The sequence below is a fragment of the Acinetobacter entericus genome (genome assembly GCF_026168575.1).
Lineage (GTDB): Bacteria > Pseudomonadota > Gammaproteobacteria > Pseudomonadales > Moraxellaceae > Acinetobacter > Acinetobacter bouvetii.
Map to the genome: position 1 here is coordinate 25806 of NZ_JAPEQW010000021.1, position 21843 is coordinate 47648.

At 43.6% G+C, this 21843-nt stretch carries 24 protein-coding genes; 10 read left to right on the forward strand and 14 right to left on the reverse strand.

Annotation, left to right across the window (positions count from 1 at the left end; translation table 11 throughout):
* Window positions 1-4 precede the first annotated feature (4 nt).
* Entirely contained in the window at window positions 5-106 is a 102-nt protein-coding gene (gene cydX / locus OKC24_RS14680; protein WP_002120988.1) for a cytochrome bd-I oxidase subunit CydX, read from the forward strand.
* Between the two features lie 3 nt (window positions 107-109).
* A complete protein-coding gene (locus OKC24_RS14685) occupies window positions 110-406 on the forward strand; it encodes a cyd operon YbgE family protein (protein WP_005009311.1) in 297 nt (98 codons plus the stop codon).
* 33 nt (window positions 407-439) lie between these two features.
* Here OKC24_RS14685 and OKC24_RS14690 read toward each other — a convergent pair whose 3' ends face one another.
* The 8 genes from OKC24_RS14690 to pyrG all read right to left on the reverse strand — a co-directional run bounded on the left by OKC24_RS14690 (window position 440) and on the right by pyrG (window position 7369).
* Window positions 440-688 (reverse strand): hypothetical protein, encoded by a 249-nt coding sequence (locus OKC24_RS14690; RefSeq protein ID WP_131275804.1) that lies wholly within the window; start codon window positions 686-688, stop codon window positions 440-442.
* Window positions 689-896: 208 nt separating this feature from the next.
* On the reverse strand, window positions 897-1085 hold the full coding sequence (locus OKC24_RS14695) for a hypothetical protein (RefSeq protein WP_130148126.1): 189 nt from the start codon (window positions 1083-1085) through the stop codon (window positions 897-899).
* A gap of 81 nt (window positions 1086-1166) precedes the next feature.
* A complete protein-coding gene (gene rodA / locus OKC24_RS14700) occupies window positions 1167-2303 on the reverse strand; it encodes a rod shape-determining protein RodA (RefSeq protein WP_130148124.1) in 1137 nt (378 codons plus the stop codon).
* A gap of 86 nt (window positions 2304-2389) precedes the next feature.
* Window positions 2390-3118: a 2-C-methyl-D-erythritol 4-phosphate cytidylyltransferase gene (gene ispD / locus OKC24_RS14705; RefSeq protein ID WP_130148122.1), complete on the reverse strand. Its 729-nt coding sequence runs from the start codon at window positions 3116-3118 to the stop codon at window positions 2390-2392.
* Window positions 3084-3470: a septum formation initiator family protein gene (locus OKC24_RS14710; protein ID WP_005009304.1), complete on the reverse strand. Its 387-nt coding sequence runs from the start codon at window positions 3468-3470 to the stop codon at window positions 3084-3086. Before OKC24_RS14710 ends, ispD begins: the two co-directional genes overlap by 35 nt.
* 15 nt (window positions 3471-3485) lie before the next feature.
* The gene (gene eno, locus OKC24_RS14715) at window positions 3486-4775 is read right to left on the reverse strand and encodes a phosphopyruvate hydratase (RefSeq protein WP_005009302.1); all 1290 of its coding nucleotides are present in this window, start codon (window positions 4773-4775) and stop codon (window positions 3486-3488) included.
* Between the two features lie 64 nt (window positions 4776-4839).
* Window positions 4840-5697 carry a 3-deoxy-8-phosphooctulonate synthase gene (gene kdsA / locus OKC24_RS14720; protein ID WP_130148120.1) on the reverse strand — a complete coding sequence of 286 codons (858 nt, stop codon included), beginning with the start codon at window positions 5695-5697 and terminating at the stop codon, window positions 4840-4842.
* A 31-nt stretch (window positions 5698-5728) separates the two neighbouring features.
* A complete protein-coding gene (gene pyrG / locus OKC24_RS14725; RefSeq protein WP_265465850.1) occupies window positions 5729-7369 on the reverse strand; it encodes a CTP synthase in 1641 nt (546 codons plus the stop codon).
* A 226-nt stretch (window positions 7370-7595) separates the two neighbouring features.
* On the opposite strand from pyrG, the gene OKC24_RS14730 reads away from it, so the two are divergent.
* Window positions 7596-8027 (forward strand): internalin, encoded by a 432-nt coding sequence (locus OKC24_RS14730; protein ID WP_131275805.1) that lies wholly within the window; start codon window positions 7596-7598, stop codon window positions 8025-8027.
* Window positions 8028-8109: 82 nt separating this feature from the next.
* On the opposite strand, the gene OKC24_RS14735 is transcribed toward OKC24_RS14730, so the two are convergent.
* Entirely contained in the window at window positions 8110-9000 is an 891-nt protein-coding gene (locus tag OKC24_RS14735; protein WP_131275806.1) for a LysR family transcriptional regulator, read from the reverse strand.
* A gap of 113 nt (window positions 9001-9113) precedes the next feature.
* Between OKC24_RS14735 and dkgB the strand changes: the two genes are divergently transcribed.
* Window positions 9114-9917: a 2,5-didehydrogluconate reductase DkgB gene (gene dkgB, locus OKC24_RS14740; protein WP_131275807.1), complete on the forward strand. Its 804-nt coding sequence runs from the start codon at window positions 9114-9116 to the stop codon at window positions 9915-9917.
* A gap of 7 nt (window positions 9918-9924) precedes the next feature.
* Entirely contained in the window at window positions 9925-10536 is a 612-nt protein-coding gene (locus tag OKC24_RS14745; RefSeq protein WP_131275808.1) for an MFS transporter, read from the forward strand.
* A gap of 89 nt (window positions 10537-10625) precedes the next feature.
* On the opposite strand, the gene OKC24_RS14750 is transcribed toward OKC24_RS14745, so the two are convergent.
* From OKC24_RS14750 to OKC24_RS14760, 3 genes are all read right to left on the reverse strand, one after another.
* The gene (locus tag OKC24_RS14750) at window positions 10626-11729 is read right to left on the reverse strand and encodes a YheT family hydrolase (RefSeq protein WP_131275809.1); all 1104 of its coding nucleotides are present in this window, start codon (window positions 11727-11729) and stop codon (window positions 10626-10628) included.
* A 74-nt stretch (window positions 11730-11803) separates the two neighbouring features.
* Entirely contained in the window at window positions 11804-12211 is a 408-nt protein-coding gene (locus OKC24_RS14755; protein WP_131275810.1) for a nuclear transport factor 2 family protein, read from the reverse strand.
* Between the two features lie 116 nt (window positions 12212-12327).
* Window positions 12328-14352, reverse strand: a complete 2025-nt coding sequence (locus OKC24_RS14760; RefSeq protein WP_131275811.1) for an NADPH-dependent 2,4-dienoyl-CoA reductase — start codon at window positions 14350-14352, stop codon at window positions 12328-12330.
* A 170-nt stretch (window positions 14353-14522) separates the two neighbouring features.
* Between OKC24_RS14760 and OKC24_RS14765 the strand changes: the two genes are divergently transcribed.
* Together OKC24_RS14765 and OKC24_RS14770 are read left to right on the forward strand one after the other, a co-directional pair.
* The gene (locus tag OKC24_RS14765; RefSeq protein WP_130148106.1) at window positions 14523-15077 is read left to right on the forward strand and encodes a PadR family transcriptional regulator; all 555 of its coding nucleotides are present in this window, start codon (window positions 14523-14525) and stop codon (window positions 15075-15077) included.
* A gap of 25 nt (window positions 15078-15102) precedes the next feature.
* Window positions 15103-16023, forward strand: coding sequence for an alpha/beta fold hydrolase (locus tag OKC24_RS14770; protein ID WP_130148105.1), 921 nt, complete (start codon window positions 15103-15105; stop codon window positions 16021-16023).
* A gap of 55 nt (window positions 16024-16078) precedes the next feature.
* On the opposite strand, the gene OKC24_RS14775 is transcribed toward OKC24_RS14770, so the two are convergent.
* Window positions 16079-16993 (reverse strand): LysR family transcriptional regulator, encoded by a 915-nt coding sequence (locus OKC24_RS14775; protein ID WP_130148103.1) that lies wholly within the window; start codon window positions 16991-16993, stop codon window positions 16079-16081.
* A gap of 238 nt (window positions 16994-17231) precedes the next feature.
* On the opposite strand from OKC24_RS14775, the gene OKC24_RS14780 reads away from it, so the two are divergent.
* Window positions 17232-18134 (forward strand): LysR substrate-binding domain-containing protein, encoded by a 903-nt coding sequence (locus tag OKC24_RS14780; protein WP_131275812.1) that lies wholly within the window; start codon window positions 17232-17234, stop codon window positions 18132-18134.
* A 300-nt stretch (window positions 18135-18434) separates the two neighbouring features.
* On the opposite strand, the gene map is transcribed toward OKC24_RS14780, so the two are convergent.
* On the reverse strand, window positions 18435-19229 hold the full coding sequence (gene map / locus OKC24_RS14785; protein ID WP_130148101.1) for a type I methionyl aminopeptidase: 795 nt from the start codon (window positions 19227-19229) through the stop codon (window positions 18435-18437).
* Between the two features lie 351 nt (window positions 19230-19580).
* Here map and brnQ point away from each other — a divergent pair, with 351 nt between their 5' ends.
* Window positions 19581-20867 carry a branched-chain amino acid transport system II carrier protein gene (brnQ, locus tag OKC24_RS14790; protein WP_130148099.1) on the forward strand — a complete coding sequence of 429 codons (1287 nt, stop codon included), beginning with the start codon at window positions 19581-19583 and terminating at the stop codon, window positions 20865-20867.
* 563 nt (window positions 20868-21430) lie between these two features.
* Complete coding sequence (locus OKC24_RS14795) at window positions 21431-21673, forward strand: hypothetical protein (RefSeq protein ID WP_130148097.1); 243 nt, start codon at window positions 21431-21433, stop codon at window positions 21671-21673.
* Window positions 21674-21843: the final 170 nt, after the last annotated feature.

The following is a 21843-nucleotide window of genomic DNA, read 5'->3' on the forward strand; positions in this document are numbered from 1 at the left end:
ATTTATGTGGTATTTCGCTTGGATTCTTGGGATTTTGATGGCATGTTTTGCAGGTGTACTCAGTGCACTTTATATAGAACATCATCAAGATTTGGATGAGGAATAAGCCATGACTGAGATCGCAATGACAGCAGAAAAAAAGAAGCCGAATAAGTTTGCAATGGCCGTTTCATTTTTGATGGCATTGCCTCTTGCCGCGGTATTATTGATTCACCCTGGTGCAATGCTGGATGCCAATGGCCACTATAGCCACAGTGCTTTAATGATGATCATGATTGGCATTTCAGGCGGTTTTATTCATGGTGTCGGTTTTCAGCCACATTTCTGGCTTTGGAAATGGCTGTTTAGCCCAATTGTTGCATGGCCACTCATGCTGTGGGGCTACTACACCTGGTTTATTGCCTAATTTGCAATACCAGTCCAGTATATAACAAAGCCCTCAATTGAGGGCTTTGTTATATTTACAATCAATTTCAGCCTTTTGCTCAACTATCATATCCGATTGCATTTGAAAACAGTCCCTGTATTTTTTATTGACATAATGGATGTTTTTCTCTTTAGCCGCATGTCTTAAAAAAATTTGGGCTCCTATCATAATAAAGCCATTGGCCTGCTTGGCTATAGCCAACCGCTGATTGACTGCTAATCCAGCTTTCATTTGAATAAGAGAAATTCGATCTGAATGCATAATTGAATGTAAATGCTCTAAAACTTTTTACAATCTGTTTTGTTTCAGCCACATTTTATAATTTATTAATCATGCCTGATGTTGTTGTAATTTTGACCTTTTCTAATAATTCATCTGCGTTTTTAATTTCAAAAGTTTGAATTTCATCATTGGACGCAGCCATTAACAGTCAATAAGCTCTAACAACCGTTTCAAACTAAACTCTAAATCATGCAAGCGCAGAGACATCATCATGAGTCTGCAACAATTGCAAAATGGCTCGGCCATGCTCAATAGACAATTTACAGCATTCATAAACTAAATCCAGCCTTACAATCCCGTCCATGAATATCGAGTTGTGCAATTCCTTATTTAATTCACTCAACATATCTGCAGAATCACAGAAAATATCAGCCAAATACAGCTCCTGCTTTTTTCAAATATATAGAATTAGCTTATAAAAAAAGCTGGAATCAATCCAGCTTTTCATTATCCCAATTTAACGGTGCGTATGTATCGACATTACAATCCCCATGCCTGCCAGCATCGAAATCACTGCGGTACCGCCATAACTCATCAGCGGCAGTGGATCACCTGTAACTGGCAGAATACCGCTGACCATGCCTGAATTTAGAAATACGAAGAAAAAGAATGTTAAGCCCGTTGCCCCCGCGTACAAACGGCCAAAATTATGAAAACTGCTCATTCCTATCATTAAACAACGAATGATAATGGCTGCAAACAAACTAAACAGCAGAAAAACCCCAATAAAGCCAAATTCCTCTGCATACGTCGACATAATGAAGTCCGTATGGTGTTCAGGCAAATACCCTAAATGAGACTGCGTTCCCTCTGTAAATCCCTTGCCCGTCATACCGCCAGAACCAATCGCAATCTTTGACTGAATAATGTTCCAGCCTGCGCCTAATGCATCAGATTCTGGGTCAAACAGCGTTAAAATCCGCTTTTTCTGGTATTCCTGCAAAAAAAACATCCAAAGCAGAGGCGCTGCAATAGCAAAAACGCCGATAGCGCCGGCAATTAAGCGCCAAGACATGCCGCTAAGAAAAAGTACAAATATGCCAGGAATGATTAAGCCAATGTTCAAATCGGGCTGCAGCGCGACCAGCACAAAAGGCACCATCATAATAATCAAGGCAATAATAATATGGATAAATTTAGGCGGAAAAGCCCGATTTGAAAAAAACCACGCCATCATCAGCGGCATTGCAAATTTCATCACCTCACTGGGCTGCATGCTGCCGATACCCGGCAAAGTAATCCAGCGCTTGGCGCCCATGCGGGTTTCACCAACAACCAGCACCAGAATCAGCATAAATAATCCAAAAATATAAAAATATGGGCTGATAGCCTGATAAACTTTTGGCGGCACTTGCGCGCACAAAAACATGATAATAAAGCCTGCGCCAAAACTGATGGCTTGACGCATTACCATCCCTGAATCACCTGCTGTCGCACTGTAAACCACCATCAAACCTAAAACGGCATTCAGGAGGAGAAAACCAAGCAGCCAGGGATCTAAATGCAATTTAGCCCAGCGTGACGAATCGTGCTTTATACTCAATCCATCGCGTGCGGACTGGCGTAAAAAACGATACTGCTGTGAAGGAATCATTAGCGGCGCATACTTAACAAAAAAGTGGAGAAATTATAAGTTAAAGCCGCAAAGAATAAATCGCAGCGGCTCAAATTATTCCAGATTTATTTCACAGCTGGCAGCTGTGAGGCCAAAATCAGTTTTGCCAGCTCTAAATCATCTGGATATGTAATCTTGATATTGTCTGCACGGCCCTGAACAACCTGAACAGTTTGATTCGCATATTCCAGCGCACTGGCTTCATCCGTAATATTGACTTGCACCGAAAGCGCTTGCTCAATCGCTTTTTTCAGCACACCCAGTTTTGCCATTTGCGGTGTTTGCGCTTGCCAAAGCTGGGAACGGTCTACGGTGTTTGCAATCTTTGCGCCATGCCCCACCGATTTCAGGGTATCCCGGACGGGTATTGCTAAAATAGCGCTTTGCTGAGATGCAACAGCCGAAGACACCAGGCTCTCCAAACTGGCCTTTGTCACACAAGGCCTCGCGGCATCATGCACCAGCACCCAATCATCCGCTGAAGCAAAGCCTGAAAGGTAATTTAAGGCATTTAAAACAGAATTAACCCGCTCTGCGCCGCCCAAACAGAAATGCGCCTTATGCAAGTCTGAAAAGTTCAAAGTTGCAGCAAAGGTGTCCCGCTCACCGATAGCCAGCACATAACCGGACAAAGGCAAGTCATTCAGCCTTTGCACTGTATGCTCTAAGACTGTCTTATTTTGAATGGCTTGGTATTGTTTAAGTTCTGATTTTGAAAAGCGGCTGCCCGACCCAGCTGCAGGTATTACAGCCCACAACTTAAGGTTCTGGGGGAGCTTCAGCTGGTTCTTCATTCGTGCGCAAATCTGCTTGATTAGGATTAACGTAAATTGGTCTGTATTGCGTGTTGACCGTGCTCATTTGAACAAAAGTTTCGTGTGGTTTCACCAAACCTAAATCTAAACGTGCATGTTCTTCTATGGCTTCTACACCATTTTTTAAATCATAGACTTCCGCGGCTAAGACGCGGTTGCGTTCTTTTAATTCTTCATTCAGTTCAATCTGCTGCTGAACTTTCTGTGCCAGTTTCTGATGGTCTTTATGTCCACCTTCACCAAACCAGTATAAATATTGAAACCCTGCGATCAATAAGATCGCAAGGCCCAACAATGCTTTACTCGCTTTGGAGTCAAATACATTTAACATAGATCGCATTTACGCTTAGTTTAAACCTTTAAACTCAGCTTTACCGCGATATGCAGCATTAGTCAATTCTTCAATGCGAAGCAATTGATTATATTTTGCTACACGGTCAGAACGGCAAAGTGAACCTGTCTTGATTTGACCCGCTGCTGTACCGACTGCAAGATCCGCAATCGTTGAATCTTCAGTTTCGCCAGAACGGTGTGAAATCACTGTAGAGTAACCATTTTCTTTCGCAAGATAAATCGCATCCAGAGTTTCAGTCAACGTACCGATTTGGTTGTATTTAATTAAGATAGAGTTGCCTACTTTCTCATTAATACCGCGCTGAAGGATTTTCGGGTTTGTAACAAACAAATCATCACCCACCAACTGAATCTTGTCGCCAAGGATAGACGTCAAGTAAGACCAGCCTTCCCAATCAGATTCGTCTAGACCATCTTCAATTGAGATAATTGGGTATTGGTTTACAAGACCCGCTAAATAGTCAGAGAACTGGTTGCTTGTGAATGCTTTGTTGCCTTCACCCGCAAGAATGTATTGACCATTTTTGTAGAATTCTGAAGATGCACAGTCAAGCGCAAGCATGATGTCAGAACCTGCTTTGTAGCCAGTTTGACCAATTGCTTCAAGAATTACAGTAATTGCTTCTTCGTTCGAACGCAGGTTCGGCGCGAAACCGCCTTCATCACCCACTGCAGTGTTTAAACCTTTTTTGTTTAAAACTGATTTTAAAGAATGGAAAATTTCAGCGCCGGCACGAAGTGCTTCAGCAAATGATGTAAAGCCAACTGGCTCAATCATGAATTCTTGAATATCAACGTTGTTGTCTGCATGTGAACCGCCATTGATGATGTTCATCATTGGCACAGGCATCGTCAAGATTTTGTTATTGCGTAAATCTGCAATATATTGGAACAATGGAATTTTTTTCTCATCAGCCGCCGCGCGAGCCGCCGCCAAAGAAACAGCCAAAGTTGCATTAGCGCCCAATTTTTCTTTGTTTTCAGTACCGTCAAGCGCAATCATTGTATTATCAATGTCTTTTTGCTCGAATACTGATTTACCCAATAAAGCATCACGAATCAGCGTATTAACATTGTTAACTGCTGTACGAACGCCTTTGCCTAAGTAACGCGCTTTATCGCCGTCACGAAGTTCTAAAGCTTCACGAGAACCAGTTGAAGCACCAGAAGGTGCACATGCACGGCCTACAACGCCAGAGGCTAAGATTACGTCAGCTTCAATGGTAGGGTTACCACGAGAGTCCAAAATTTCACGTGCACGAATGTCAACGATTTGACTCATGAACAGTTCCTCAGTTAATTAATAAAGACGATGCGCCTAAAAGACGCATCAATGTAAATCCAATTTAGTGTGTGTCCAGCTTCTGGAAGCTTTTCACCAAAGTATCCAATTCTTTCAGCTGCGCCAAAAATGGTTCAAGCTGAGAAATGCGAAGCGCACACGGCCCGTCACATTTTGCTTTTTCAGGGTCTGGATGCGCTTCTAAGAATAAACCTGCCAGGCCTGTCGCCATACCCGCACGCGCTAAAGTCGTAATTTGGGCACGGCGACCGCCGGCAGAATCTGCGCGGCCGCCAGGTGTTTGCAGTGCATGAGTAACATCAAAGAACACCGGCACGTTCATTTCCTTCATGATGTCGAAGCCCAGCATGTCTACAACTAAGTTGTTGTAGCCAAATGCTGAACCGCGTTCACATAAAATCAGCTTATCATTCCCGGCTTCCAAGCACTTGTTCATGATATGACGCATTTCATGCGGTGCAAGGAATTGAGCTTTCTTAATATTGATGATGGCATCTGTTTTAGCCATCGCTTCAACTAGGTCAGTCTGACGGCTTAAAAATGCAGGAAGCTGAATAATGTCAGCAACTTCCGCCACAGGCGCAGCTTGATACGGCTCATGCACATCGGTAATGATCGGCACATTAAAATGTTTTTTAATGTCTGCTAGCCACTCAATGCCTTTTTCCAAGCCTGGGCCGCGGAATGAGTTCAAGCTTGAACGGTTGGCTTTATCAAAGCTTGCTTTAAAAACATAAGGAATCTCCAAGCGTTTGCAGATATCCACATAAGTTTCAGCAATTTCAAAAGCGAGGTCTTTTGATTCCAATACGTTCATGCCGCCGAATAGTACAAATGGCAAGTGGTTTGCCATTTGTATATCGCCTAAACGTACAACTTCTTGTGGTTTTAATTGTGACATTTAAACTTCCTAGTTGATTCCGATACCCTGCTTACTTGGCTTTTTGGTGCTGCTTTTTAGCTGCATCAATAAAGCTAGCAAATAATGGGTGCCCATCACGTGGTGAACTTGTAAATTCTGGATGGAATTGTACAGCAATAAACCAAGGATGTTGAGGAATTTCAACTGTTTCTACCAAACGCTGTACTGGAGAATAGCCTGAAATTTTCATGCCTTTTTCTTCAAGAACTGGAATGTAGCGGTTGTTCATCTCATAGCGGTGACGGTGACGTTCAATAATTTCTTCTGAACCGTACACATCACAAGTTTTCGTTCCTGCAACCAATTCAGATTTTTGAGCGCCAAGACGCATAGTGCCGCCAAGATCTGAATCTGCACTGCGCTGCTGCACTTCACCGCGTTCATCCAGCCATTCTGTAATCAAGCCAATAAGCGGTGATTTAGTTGAACGGTTGAACTCAGTAGAGGTTGCATCAGGAATACCCGCAACATTGCGCGCATATTCAATCACAGCCAGCTGCATGCCTAAGCAGATGCCAAGGAATGGAATACCGTTTTCACGCGCAAAACGGATCGCTTTCATTTTGCCTTCTGTACCGCGCTCACCAAAGCCGCCCGGAACCAAAATTGCATCAGCATCTTTCAATACGTCTGCAACATCTTGGCTTTCAAGTTCTTCAGCATTGACATAGTCAATCTGAACTTTAACACGGTTCTGGATGCCCGCATGAAGCAGCGCTTCGTTTACAGACTTGTAAGCATCTGGAAGCTCTACGTATTTGCCGACCATCGCAACACGCACGGTGTACTCTGGATTTAATAACGCATCAACCACATTATCCCAATCTGTAAGATCAGCTTCTGGAAGATTGTCATAACCAAAACGTTCACAGATTAAATCATCTACGTTTTGTTCATAGAACGTGCGTGGAATTTGGTAAATCGAACGCGCATCTTTACATACAACAACGGCACGCGCCTCTACGTTAGTAAATAGCGCAATTTTACGTGTCGTGTCCGCATCAACGTCATGTTCTGTACGGCAAATCAGGATATCTGGCTGAATACCAATTGAAAGCAGCTCTTTAACAGAGTGCTGTGTTGGCTTGGTTTTCAGCTCAGCTGCAGATTTGATATATGGAAGCAGTGTTAAGTGCATAAGCATTGTGCGCTTATGACCAAGTTCAACCATCAACTGACGTACAGATTCCATGAATGGGAGAGATTCAATGTCACCTACTGTGCCGCCAATTTCAACAATCGCAACGTCATAGCCTTCGCCTGCGCGAAGTACACGTTCTTTGATATTGTCTGTAATGTGTGGAATAACTTGAACAGTTCCGCCAAGATAGTCACCGCGGCGCTCTTTATTTAAAACGTCTTGGTATACACGGCCAGAAGTAAAGTTATTAAGCTTGGTCATTTTCGCACGACGCAAGAAACGTTCGTAATAACCCAAGTCTAAGTCAGTTTCGGCACCATCCTCTGTGACAAAAACTTCACCATGCTGGAATGGGCTCATTGTCCCTGGATCGACATTAATGTATGGATCCATTTTTACCATGGTCACTTTTAAACCACGGGCTTCTAAAAGTGCAGCAACTGAAGCAGCTGAAATACCTTTACCTAGTGATGAAACTACACCACCAGTCACGAAAATAAAATGGGTCATTGGGTTTCTCGTACAATCGAGCCTAAATAGGCCTGCAATGTTGCGCAATTTTACTTTACCTTGCACCAATAAAGCAAAGTCATTCCGCATCAATTCATAGAACAATAAACAATTGGCTATTCTATCAGCATTTCCGATATAAAATTAGCTAAAATTTCGGTGATTTTCATAATCTATTTTATGGTTATAATATGGATATCCGTTTAACGCTTAATTTTGTGCAATTATGAATAAAAAACTTTTAATTTGCGGTGCAATCGCGACAGCCCTACTGATTACTGCCTGTGTTAAAAAAGAAGAGCCAAAGCAAGAAGAGCAAGAACAAGTTGATACTTCTGCTTCTGACGCACAGCCAGCTGAGCCGGCAAAATTTGAAAGTTTAGACTCTGCTGATAATCAGCCAATTGAACCAGTACCTGCGCATCAAGACGTCATTCGTGAAGAAACACCGAATACAACCACTGAAATCCGCCGTGAAGTCCGCGATACCAAACCTGCTGAAGAAGCGTCAAAATCTGCTGCGCCTAAGGCCGAAGCGCCGAAAGCTGAAGACAAGCCGACACAGGCTGCGCCTAAGCAAAACAGCACCGCTGCTCAGACTGAAGATGATGCCGTTGCTGCAGCCATTGCAGCCGCGACACCAGCGCTTGATAATTAATTCACGCGCTTAGTCAAAAAAAGCTCAGCATCTGGTCTGAGCTTTTTTTACCCTGAGTTTTTATCTTTGCAATATCAGCTCACTATACATAATGTTTTAATTTTTCAGCCAAAAATTCAATAAATAGGCTCACCCGCTTTGGCAAATGTTCTTGCAGATAATACACCGCATGAATTTCCTGATAATGCATAACAATTTGATCTTCAAATAATGCAATGAACCGTCCCGCATTCAAATCTTCCTGTACCAAAAAGCGCGACAAACAGGTAATGCCAATACCTTCCAAGGCCAGCTGCCTCACAGTTTCTCCATTTGATGCCTTAATTTTAGGCTGTGCTGTAAAGGTTTTTTGATTAACATGGATAGGCCACGTATTCAAATGCTGCGTTTGGCTAAAGCCAATCAGCTCATGCGCCAGCAAGTCTGCTGCCTGCTCCGGCTGCCCATTCCGCGCTAAATATTCTGGACTTGCCACTATGTACAGACGGCTTCTGCACAGCAGCTTTGCGTGCAAAGTAGAGTCATTTAGCTCACCAAACCGTATCGCAACATCTGTTTGATGTTCCAGCAGATCAATCACCTGATCATGATTATTTAGCTCTATTTCAATATTTGGATACTTGCGCATAAATTCATGCATTAAAGGCACAATCACATGCAGTACAAAAGGCGTCGCCGAATCGACCCGAATTAAGCCCGAAATATCTTCATCTGATTTCAGCAGCGAATCTTCTGCCTCTGCCAGATCATTTAAAATGCGCCTGGCTTTAGCTAAAAACAGCTGCCCTTCTTGCGTCAGTTTAATTTTGCGGGTCGTTCTTTCCAGCAGCGTTACATTCAGCTTCGACTCTAACCGCTGCAATGCGCGGCTAACGCCTGATGCTGTCTGTTTCAGCCGGTCCGCCGCCATCACAATTGAACCGCTGTCAACAATCGCCGTAAAAGCCTGCAATTCTTCGATAGTAGATTTCATGTCAGCCAACTATTCATGATTTTCAATCAATAATATATTGCAAATTACTGTATTTTTCTGCTGTAAATTTTTCCGCACTATAGCGTTGATCTCAAAAAACTGTTGAATAAACCATGATTGTTCCAAAATTCGGAGTCGGCACTTTTCGCCTAAGCGGTCAAACGGTGATTGACTCAGTTAAAAATGCACTTTCTGCAGGCTACCGCGCCATTGATACGGCGCAAATTTACGGCAACGAAGCAGAAGTCGGACAAGCCATTGCTGAAAGCCCCGTTCCGCGTTCAGAACTGTTCCTAACCACTAAAATCTGGGTCGACCATTATGCGCCTGACCGGCTGATTCCCAGCTTAAAAAACAGTTTAAGCCAACTGCGCACTGATGCCGTTGATCTCACGCTTATTCACTGGCCGGCACCGCAAATGAATGTTGATATTCCTGAATTGATGCAAACACTGCTGGAAGCTAAAAAACAGGGGCTAACACAGCATATTGGCATTTCCAATTTCAATATTGCGCTGACGCAGCAAGCTATTGAGAGCATTGGCGCTGAGCATATTGCGGCCAATCAAATTGAACTCAGCCCCTATTTGCAAAATGAAAAACTGGCTGATTTTCTCCAAGCCCAAAACATTGATGTCACTTCATATATGACTTTAGCTTACGGCAAAGTGCTGAATGATCCTGTTCTAATGCAAATCGCGCAGCGGCATCAGGCATCGGCTGCACAAATTGCTCTGGCCTGGGCACTGCAAAAAGGCTATTCCGTGATTCCATCTTCTACAAAAATTGAACATTTAACAGCAAATCTGCGCGCACAGGACATCCAGCTCAGCAGTGAAGATATGCTTGCCATTGCTGGACTTGAACGCAATGGCCGCGAAGTGGATCCTGAGAACTTAGCGCCAGAATGGGACTAAACTGGAAATGAGAAACACCGGACTGAGTATCAATCTTCCTCTGCTTGCACTTGCGATCGGCGCTTTTGCCATTGGCACCACAGAATTTTCACCTATGGGCTTTCTGCCGGAAATCGCCCATGATCTGCATATTGCAATCCCTCAAGCAGGCCTGCTGATTAGCGCCTATGCAGTCGGCGTGATGATTGGCGCGCCATTGATGACTTTATGGTTTTCACGCTATTCAAAGCGTAACGCCCTGATTTTATTGATGGCGATCTTTACGGTTGGCAATTTACTGGCTGCGTCAGCGCCAAGCTATCTGAGCTTAATCGGCGCGCGGCTAATAACCAGCCTCAATCACGGCGCATTTTTTGGCATCGGATCGGTAGTGCCGCCATTGCAAATGCGGGTCATGTCGGTTGTACACGAAGCGCCGGGGCTTGCATCATCTGTCAATATTGGCGCATTTAATTTAGGCAATGCTGTCGGTGCGGCCGCAGGCGCTGCCGTGCTGAATGCAGGATGGAGCTATCAAGCCGTATCTTATTCGGGCGCGGTCCTGAGCACTCTGGCCTTGGTACTGGTCATTCTGCAAATGAAGGTTTCCATCCCTATAAATGCAGCGCAGCCTGGCTAAAAAATCGAAGATATAACTAAAAGCGCGACTCAAACAGCAAGAGGCCCATCATTTTCATAAATGACGGGCCTCTACTCTACTTCATCTCATTAAGCCGCTGTTTTTGAAGCGTCCAGCAAAAAGAAATCGGCTGCCAATTTGGCCGCCCAAGAATGAGTTTCCCTTAAGCCTTCATAAAAACCGCAATGACTGCCTTTTTTGGTCGTCACAACTGCGACACTGCGCATCTGGCTGACCACAGATTTGTAGGGTTCAAAATTGCGGATATGACAAACAGGATCATCTTCAGCATTCAGTACCAAAAGCGGTATCTCAATATTTTCAAAAACATAAATAGGATTAGTCGATTGATTATAGCTGTCGTAATCTTGAAACCCCGCCATCTCAAAATAGGCCTGTTCGAAATCCAGCAACGTCTTTGACTGCATGACTTTAGATAATGACGCTGTGTTTTGCCAAGTCTGCCGATACGGTTCTACAAACTTTTGAAACAGTTTTTTGGTCATCATTTTGCTGTAAAAAGGATGTACGTGCTTAAAGCCCAGCTCTGTGTTATAGCCTGGACATAAGGCAAATGCTGCTTTCAATGGCGTATTAATACCCTGCTCACCCAGATAGCGCACCAGCAAGCCAGTACCGGCAGAAGAACCCATCCCATACAGCGGTGATACCGGATACTTTTCCTGAATGTAATCCAGCTGTTCGCGCAAGTCTGCTGTAAAGCCAAACAAATTGATTTTAGCCACAGGCATCGGCAGGCCCGCATGACCGCGGCGCAGGCATAGCGCAATGCGCCAGCCAGTGTATTGATGCAGATCTTGCACCAGCTCCCGCATGCTGTCAGGCGTACCTGTAATCGTGTGCATCACTACAATGGTTGCCGTTTCCGGCGGCAAATCCATCCCGAACCAAGCAATGCCCGTAATGCCGCCATCCAGCATCGTCAGTTGATCGATTTGGTCATATTTCAAATGAATACTGCGTTTCTTGATCAGGTCAAAATACAGCAAATGCGCATGCGTATTGGACAGCCATGGTGTCGGCCTATATTTGCGGTGAAGCTGAGGAAGCTGGTCAAAAATCGCTTTAAATTCACCCTGCGGATTAAAATAAAGCTTAGGCTGCTCTGCACCTGTCACCTGATCCAGCAGCGCCAATGCACGGCGGCTGACCTGATTCAACACACTACTCATAGATCTACCCTTTTACACTTAGACCGAATGATGGACACAACATTCATAACATTAACGATGGCGCTGGCTGAAAATTACTTAGGCAAAAAAGCGGCCATCCGCTGCCCCATTTGCGCAGCCAATGCTTCCAAACCGCTTTTTGGACGAATCATCACTTCAAAATCAACAATCTGTCCCTGCTCATTAAACTGTATCATATCAATGCCTTTCAGCTTTTTCTCACCCACATTTGCTGAAAACTCAAGCACCACACTCTGTCCATCTTCAGTGTAAAACTCACGGTGATATGTAAAGTTTTCAAAAATTTGAATCACATTGGTCAAAATAAAGGTGACTACTTGCTTGCCTGGATACGCGTTATATGCCACAGGTGAACGGAACACCACCTCATCTGCCAGAAGCTCATCTAAGATGCTCATGTCACGGCTTTCCAGCATGTGATGCCATTTCTGAATGGATGATTTTGTTGTTTGCATGGTCATTTTATTTCCTTAATTACCTTATTCAAAACATCCCTCTTCAATCCCCTCCCAAAGGGAGAGAAAGCGCTATCATCGCGTTTAGAGAAGATCAATTTTTGCTGATATGAAAAAACAGATTAAATCACCGCTGCCAATTCAGCGCCCTGACGGATTGCGCGCTTCGCATCCAGCTCGCCCGCTTCTTTCGCGCCGCCAATCAAGTGTACATTTTTACCGTCCGCTTTTAACTGATCATACATAGCTGTATATTCTTCCTGCCCTGCGCAGATAATCACGTGATCCACCTCTAAAACCGCTGGCTGATCATTCACTGTAATGTGCAAGCCTTGATCATCAATTGTGTCATAGCTTGCGCCTGCAATCATTTTTACATCGCGGTGTTTTAGCCCTGTACGGTGAATCCAGCCCGTAGTTTTACCTAAGCTAGCACCGACCGCCTTCGCTTTACGCTGCAGAAGGTAAATTTCACGATCCGACTGCTCCAAGACTGGCTGTTTTAAGCCGCCAACATGCGCATAGCTGGTATCGATTCCCCACTCATCATAGAATTTTTGTGGGTTTAAACTGCCGCTTTCACCTTCATGGCTTAAGTATTCTGCTGTATCAAAACCAATACCGCCTGCGCCAATAATCGCAACACGCTTGCCTACAGGCTTACGCTCTTTCAGCACTTCTAAGTAATTCAGCACTTTAGGATGATCAATTCCTTCAATGGTCAGCTTACGCGGAGTAACGCCTGTTGCCACCACGATGTCATCAAAATCTGACTGCGCTAATTCTTCATAAGTTGCGGTATGATCCAGCACCAGCTTAATACGCGGCTGAAGCTCAATTTTGCGCTTAAAATAACGCAGCGTTTCATAAAACTCTTCTTTACCGGGAATGGTCTTCGCAATATTAAACTGCCCGCCAATTTGACTGGCTGCATCAAAAACAGTCACCTGATGTCCGCGGTCAGCGGCATAAGTGGCAAAGCTTAAGCCTGCAGGCCCTGCACCAATGACCGCAATATTTTTCTTTTGTGCACTTTCTTTAAAAATCAGTTCAGTTTCATAGCATGCACGCGGATTGACTAAACACGTCGCAATTTGCATGGAGAAAATTTGATCTAAGCAGGCTTGATTACAGCCAATGCAGGTATTGATTTCATCACTGCGGCCTTGTTCTGCTTTGAGTACAAACTCAGCGTCTGCAAGCATTGGGCGCGCCATAGACACCATATCCGCATCCCCCTGAGCCAAAACATGTTCAGCCATTTCTGGAGTATTAATACGGTTAGACGTCACTAACGGAATTTGAACCGAACCTTTTAGCTTCTTGGTTACCCATGTAAATGCCGCACGCGGCACTTTGGTTGCAATCGTTGGAATACGCGCTTCATGCCAGCCAATCCCTGTGTTAATAATGGTTGCGCCGGCATTTTCAATTTCTTGAGCAAGCTGAATCACTTCTTCTAAAGTCGACCCGCCTTCAACCAAATCCAGCATTGAAAGGCGGTAAATAATAATAAAGTTTTCACCGACTTCCGCACGGGTGCGCTTTACGATTTCAATCGGGAAACGGATGCGGTTTTCATAGCTTCCGCCCCATTCATCATCACGATGGTTGGTCCGTGCCGCAATGAATTCATTGATTAAGTAGCCTTCTGAACCCATGATTTCAACGCCATCATAGCCAGCGATTTGCGACAATTTTGCACAATTGGCAAAGTCAGCAATGGTCTGATTCACTTCAGCAGAAGTAAGAGCATGCGGTTTTACCGGGTTAATCGGCGCTTGAATTGCAGATGGGGCAACGTTTTCCGCCTGATAAGAATAACGCCCTGTATGTAAAATCTGCAGCGCAATTTTACCGCCCGCATCATGCACCGCTTGTGTGATGACTTTATGCTTTTCAGCTTCTTCTAAGGTATCTAATTTAGAACCGCCGTGAAAAGTCACGCCATGATCATTCGGTGAAATCCCCCCAGTTACGATTAATCCTACACCGCCAGCCGCACGCTCTGCATAAAATGCCGCCATGCGATCATAGCCACCTTCAACTTCTTCAAGTCCAACGTGCATTGATCCCATCAATACGCGGTTTTTTAATGTAGTAAAGCCTAAATCTAAAGGCGCAAGTAAGTGCGGATAATTAGACATGTTTTCTCCTTGGCGTGCTTTCGCTGGCTGTTTGTACGATGGCTGCGCTTTGAAATCAAACCTGCGCAGCCATTAATGCAACTTGTTGCATACTTTTATATTCGAGATTTGATTTTTATGCAACATGTTGCATAATAAAACATGTAAAAAATTGATAAGCAGCTCTATTTATGTCTTTAGCTCATGTCTTACTGACTAGCTTGATTGAAAAACCCAGTACCGGTATTGAGCTTGCACGGCGTTTTGACCGTTCCATGGGCTTTTTCTGGAATGCAACGCATCAGCAGATTTACCGAGAACTCAGCGCCATGCAGCAAAAGGGCTGGATTTCACCGATAGAAGAAGATGATGCGCAAAGCCGCAAAAAAACCTATCAAGTTGAACAATTAGGCCGCAGCGAACTCGCCAGCTGGATGGTCAAGCAAAGTCCGCCTGCGCAGCTGCGGGAGGAACTGATGGTGCGGCTGCGCGCAGAAGCGCAAATTGGCGGAAATACCGTGCTGCCTGAGCTGGAACGCCATTTACAGCTGCATCAAGATAATTTAAAACTCTATCAGGCGATTTACAGCAAAGACTTTGCCAATGCGGATGTGCAAGACCGTACCCTGTTTATTCATAAACACATTCTGCAATTGGGGATCGACTTAGAAATTGGCTGGATTCAGTGGCTGGAAAAACTGATTCCCGCTTTAAAAGCCTTTGATGAGAATCATCAATCAAATTGAAATAACATAAATACAAGGAAGCGTGATGCCGCATTACCGCATGTCAGATGGCGAAAATCTTTTTGTCCGCGAATATGGAACAGGCCAGCCCGTACTGGTTTTGTCCGGCCTCGGCATGCAAAGCTGGCAGTGGCACCCTTTTTTATACCGCTTTCGCAAAAAATTTCAATTTATTATTCCAGACTGGCGCGGCTTTGGCGGATCCAGCCAATGTAAAATTCCTGCCTTGGATGCAATTTCCAGCCATTGGCAAGATCTTCATTGCCTCATGAATCAGCTGAATATTCATCAATACCGTGTAATTGCTTACTCCATGGGGGCAACAACGGCTATGCACGGCATGCAGTACGGTAATTTTGCAGATAAAATCCAAAGCTACTTACATATTGATCAAACACCAAAAATCCGCTCCAACTCTGACTGGCCTTATGGATTATTCGGTACACGTCACCCTGAGTTCATTGATATTTTAGAAAGCATCTCTGAGGTGTTAACGCGCAATGCCAACGCCCTTTCTATCGATCAGCTACATAGCGCAGACCGCGCAAGCTTATTGCAAAGCTGGCTGGCTTTTATTGACATGCAAGCCAGCAGTCAAGTTGCGCCTTTGTTAATTAAACAGGCATTCAAACACCCAAGCCTGCAGTCTCATATTTTGCCTATTCAGCGCTTAGATTATTTAGCATGGTATATCAGCAATTATCTGCACCACCAGGAGGATTACCGTACTGCTATTGCCCAGCTGGATAAACCCGCCACTTTCTTTATTGGCGAACAATCCAAACTTTACCCGGCTGACGGGCAAAAAATTATTGCCAATAGCCTGAATGACGCAACAGCGGTCATCTTTAAAAAATCCGGGCATACGCCTTTGCTGAGCGAACCCTTTAAATTCAGTAAAGAAATCGGCAAATTTCTACAGAACTGCGAAGAAACAAAAGCATAGCGCTTTCGCAGCGCAGGCACAGCGGCTCAAATCTGTTTTTTAAATAATGAACGAACTAGAAGACACGCCGATCATATTCAATGGCCTCTAAATCATAGACTTGATATACGCAATCGAATAAAGGGCGCGTGTATTGCCCCTCGTCATCATTACGGACCATCAGGTAAATTGGGCTTAGCGCGGCGCTATCCGCCAAAGCAAGATAATTCACATGCCTGAACTGCATCATCTTGACCGATTCAGGCACAATGCAAATGCCTTCACCCGCAGCCACCATGCCTAAAGACTGCTGCAGCCCATCCAGCACATGAAAGCGCTTAGGCTCTAAACCAAACTCTAAAAACAAAGATTTAATTTGCGCAGCATAGCCCAAACCTGACTGTGACGGATAAGTGAAAATATGCTCATCTTTCAGCTGCATCAGAGAAATAGGCTGCTTGCAGTTTGCAAATGCATGGCTGGAATGCACTGCCAATACGAGCCTTTCTTCACGCAGCATCACGCGCTTTACTGCCTGATCGGAGACTCTCACCCGGCCAAAACAAGCATCGACCCGGCCCTCCTTGAGCGCCTGAATCTGATCCATGCCGTTAAGTTCTACCAGCTTTACATTTAAATGCGGGTGCTGCTGGCGGAATAGATAGACAATCCGCGGCAGCAAACCGCACATCAATGAACTGCCGTAACCAATTTGAATCGTACGCTCAGTCATCCCTGCGCGCTGAGTAATCAGTTTGATTTCTTCTGCATTAGACAGCAGCTTCAAAGCCTGCTGATAAAAAAACCGGCCAATCGCCGTGGTGCGCAATGGGCGGCTGCCCCGTTCAAATAATTGCGCGCCCAATTCCTGTTCTAAATTTTGAATTTGGCGGCTTAACGGCGGCTGCGCAATAAATAATTTTTCTGCCGCTTTGGTAAAGCTTTGTTCTTCTACGACCGCAACAAAATAGCGTAAATGTCTTAACTCCATGATATATCCTCATGGTTTAGGGCTTGTTGCTCCGCCTATATGTAGCTGCCACAGCTGATATAAGCGCCGAAATTGCGCCCTATGCTACGGACAACATATATTATTTCGAAGCAGACTTTAGTCTTGAAAAAGTGCCTGATACGAAACCCGCCGGTTCAATCTTTTACAAATTGCAATTGACAATTTGCAACGATCGTTTTTAATTCTTCAATATTGTTGCAAATATGGAATACTAAAAATGCTCAGTGATTTGGATGATTTTTTTTGTTTTGCCCAAGTGGTCGAGCATGGCGGATTCAGTGCGGCCGAACGCGCAACTGACATTCCAAAATCTAAATTAAGCAGACGCGTCTACAATCTAGAAGAACGTTTAGGCGTGCGCCTGATTCAGCGCAGCTCACGGCATTTTGCGGTTACAGACATTGGCATGAATATCTACCGCCATGCGCAAGTGATGATGAATGCCGCCCAAGCCGCACATGATTTGGTTGATCATCTCAGTACCAAACCGCGCGGCGTCATTAAAATCAGCCTGCCTGTATCAATTGCGCAAAATGAAATTGCCAAAATTTTGCCAAAATTTTTGAAAATGTACCCTGAAATTAGAGTGCAAATGATGGTGACTAACCGCCGTGTCGACATCATCAATGAAGGTTTTGATTTAGCCTTGCGTGTGCGTGACAATTTAGACGATGACCCGAACTTAGTCATCCGAAAATTTTCGTCGATCGAGCAGCATTTATTTGCCAGCCAAGCCTACCTGAATCAATATGGAGATTTAAAACAGCCTGAGGATTTAGCGCAGCATCAGATTCTCAGCATGGCGGATGAACACCTTGATCAGCACATTGTGGTGCATGATGATCAGCAGCAAAAGAAAGTCCGTGTAAATCCCGTCATTATGGGGTCCGATTTAAGCATGCTGGCGCAATTGACATGCCAAAACTGCGGCATTGCCTTATTGCCCGATACGATTGTGCAGGATCATTTAGCGTCAGGCGCATTGGTGCGCGTCTTGCCGAACTGGAAAGCGCCGCATGGCATTTTCCATGCAGTCTATCCGTCACGCCGCGGACTGCTGCCGGCTGTGCGCGTTTTTATTGACTATCTCGTAGAACACCTAACGCACTCTAAAATTTAGGCAAAAAAAAGCCTATCCACATTGGATAGGCTGAAACTCTTAATACAGAAACTACAGCAGAATCTGATGGAGTAATCATACGTAAAACCGAACGGCTCAATAAATAGAAATTAATTCTAACTGAAAATTTCAAATTAACTGAAAGCTTGATAAATAAAGAGCGCATCAAACATGACTTATTGATAAATCATATTTGTATATTTTTTACACCCTCAATACTAGACTAAAGTCGTAAACATATTAACTAATTTAAAGATAGAAAAACAGCCGCTGTTTCTGACCATTTTCTTGATTCTGAACTTAAATTTCAGCGTAACTGCCCGTACCTTCCGGCCATGGCGACAGCAATTCAAAACCGTCATCTGTTACCAGCACCATATGTTCCCATTGCGCAGATAATGACCGGTCAGCAGTCACAACTGTCCAGCCGTCTTTCAGCTCTTTGGTGCGCGCTTTGCCTGCATTAATCATCGGCTCAATGGTGAAGACCATGCCTTTATTTAATTGCACACCTTGGCCTGGCTGGCCATAGTGCAGAACGCTTGGCTGTTCATGATAAACCTTGCCTATGCCATGACCGCAATATTCACGGACAATGGTATAGCCTTCACGGTGCGCTACAGTCTGAATGGCATGCCCCACATCGCCCAGGGTTGCCCCAGGCTTTACCGCATGAATCCCGGCCACCATCGCTTCATAAGTCGTTTCAACTAAGCGTCTCGCTTCTGGCTTAATTGCGCCTACATAGTACATGCGGCTGGTATCGCCAAAGTAGCCGTCTTTAATAATCGCCACATCAATATTGATAATATCGCCATCATTCAATACGGTTTTAGATGATGGGATGCCGTGGCACACCACTTCATTTGGTGAAATACAGGTGGTTTTGGTATAGCCGTAATACCCCACATTGGCAGGGATCACTTTTAAGGTATTCACAATAAAATCATTGCAGATATCATCCAAATACTCTGTAGTGACACCCGGCTTGACAAACTCCCCAATCATCTCCAAAACTTGCGCAGCTAAACGACCCGAAATTCTCAGCTTTTCGATATCTTGCTCAGTTTTAATTGTGATACTGGAAGCTTTCATTGCAACATCCTCAAATAAGATTCAGCGATTATAGACCTTTTAAATTTTTTTTGTTTTTTATGCGTAAAAACTTGGCAAATATGAGGCTTTACAGCGTCTATGCCCCGCCGCTTTATAAACGGATACAGCTTGCGCTGCTTAAATTAAACAATCAAAGCAAGCGCATATTTTTTAAAATGATTTATATTTTTTAACGATAATCAGTTATATAAATTGAACAAAAATTTATCCAAGGATATATTGAGTTTAAATATTATAAAAAAAATGAATAGTATTTATAAAATAAAACCCAAAAGCCACTGAAATTGCACTAAAATTGCCGGCTTCAACCGTTTCATCTCCCTTTTACTTATGACAAATCTCCGTACTAGAGATATTGTTGCCTTAGGTTTTATGACCTTTGCCCTCTTTATTGGCGCAGGCAATATTATCTTTCCGCCGATTGTTGCTCAGCAAGCCGGCGAACATGTGTGGTTAGCTGCTTTTGGTTTTTTAATCACTGCAGTTGGCTTACCTGTGATTACTATTGTTGCGTTGTCGCGTGTAGAAGGCTCAATTCAGTTATTAAGCTCCCCCCTAGGAAAAGCAGCCAGCATTATGCTGACTGTAGTGTGCTATTTAGCCGTTGGCCCTTTATTCGCAACACCCCGTACTGCAACAGTTTCTTATGAAATTGGATTTTCATCATACTTTGGTGACTCATCCAGCAGCCTGCTCACCTACAGCATCATCTATTTTGCGTTAGTGACGATTATCTCACTGTATCCAAACAAAATTTTAGATACTGTCGGCTACTTCCTGTCACCATTAAAAATTTTAGGCTTAGCCATTTTAGGCTTGTCTGCATTTTTTATTCCTGCTGGACAAATACAGCCCGCAATCAACAACTATGTCACCAGCCCCGTTTCTGAAGGCATCGTCAATGGCTATCTCACCATGGACACTTTAGGCGCACTGGTCTTTGGCATTGTGATTGTTAAAGCGATTAATTCCCGCGGCGTAACCGATAAAAAACTCGTCACTAAATATGCTGTAATTGCCAGCATCATTTCAGGCATCGGTTTAACACTGGTATATGTCAGCTTGTTTAAGCTGGGCATGGGCAGCCACGAACTTGCTCCAAATGCAGCGAACGGCGCAGTGATCCTGCACGCATACGTTCAGCACGCTTTTGGCAACATGGGTGCTTACTTCCTTTCCGCCATGATTTTTATTGCCTGCATGGTAACTGCAATTGGCCTGACATGCGCCTGCGCAGAATATTTCTCAGAATTGACAAAAATCCCTTACAAAGCATTTGTCTTTATTTTAGTGGGTTTTTCCTTAATTATTTCAAATTTAGGCTTAACCAAGCTGATTGCTGTATCTGTACCGGTTTTAAGCGCGATTTATCCGCCAGCCATTGTGGTGATCTTACTCAGCTTCTGCAATAAATTCTGGAACAAGCCATCACAGGTCATTACCCCTGTTACTGCGGTTGCGCTGATTTTCGGTATTTTTGACGGCTTGAAAGTTGCAGGATTTGAACTGCCCGCGTTACTGCAAAATTTGCCTTTGAATGAACAAAGCCTCGCTTGGTTTATTCCTTCTTTGATTGTTTTAGTTATTGCGACAGTGATCGACAAAGTTAGAAAATAAATTTCTAGCCATGTTCAGTATACAAAATTTGATATTTACCCAGTAGATGATTTTATAAAACGACCGATAATTGCCATGTTTTACCCAAATATGCTTTTATTTGTCTCACTGTTCCAATGCGCTTCTTTAAAAATTCTGCAATCGATGCCACATGCAAAAAAAGAAACAAATTTTTACAATAAAAACAAAACTAAAACATGATTTTTAAATAATTAAAATTCAACTACTTTAGTCTAAAAACTGCTTACATTTTATCCGTTTTTACTGCATAAATAGCTTATACAATTTTCTGTTCTGCACTGCTATGTGCTTGGTATATATATTGCTTTATATACACTGGGCTAAATAACTGCATATTTTTTCCTAAGCGCCATATGCTAAGGCCTATATGCAATATTTAGAAAATTGATAGCCATATAATCTATATGCCATGATCTAACATAGATATATGACAAAATCATGACATTTACTATTGAAATGTTTCTAAATAAACAGTACAAAGTAAATGTATAGCTTACTAAAACAATCAGGTTTTGGTAAAAACAACAAAAGGAGGGGTGGAGATGTTATCAATACATTTCAATAAAGAATTATTCATTAACGCTCTGAAAGCCAATAAAAATATGGTGACCTTTTTAAGCACCACTATTGCGCTGATGCTGACGTTATTGATTCAAGGCTTAATGCAGGGAAACTTAAGGCTTGAATATTTTGGATATGCGGTCATCGTCTCATTTGCCTTTTATTTATGGGCTGTGATTGACGCAAAGTACCGTAAGCAAAAATGCTCTGATTATCTAGAATAATAGATGGATGGATGATTCGTCATCCATCCCAATAAGACACCTCATATTTACAATAACAACAATTCTTTTACACATTCATTGAACTGCTTTCGATACCCGCACTTCATCATGCCCTGACAGCTTGACTGCCTCGCTGTACAAAAAAAAATGAATAAAATTCAGGTTGATGT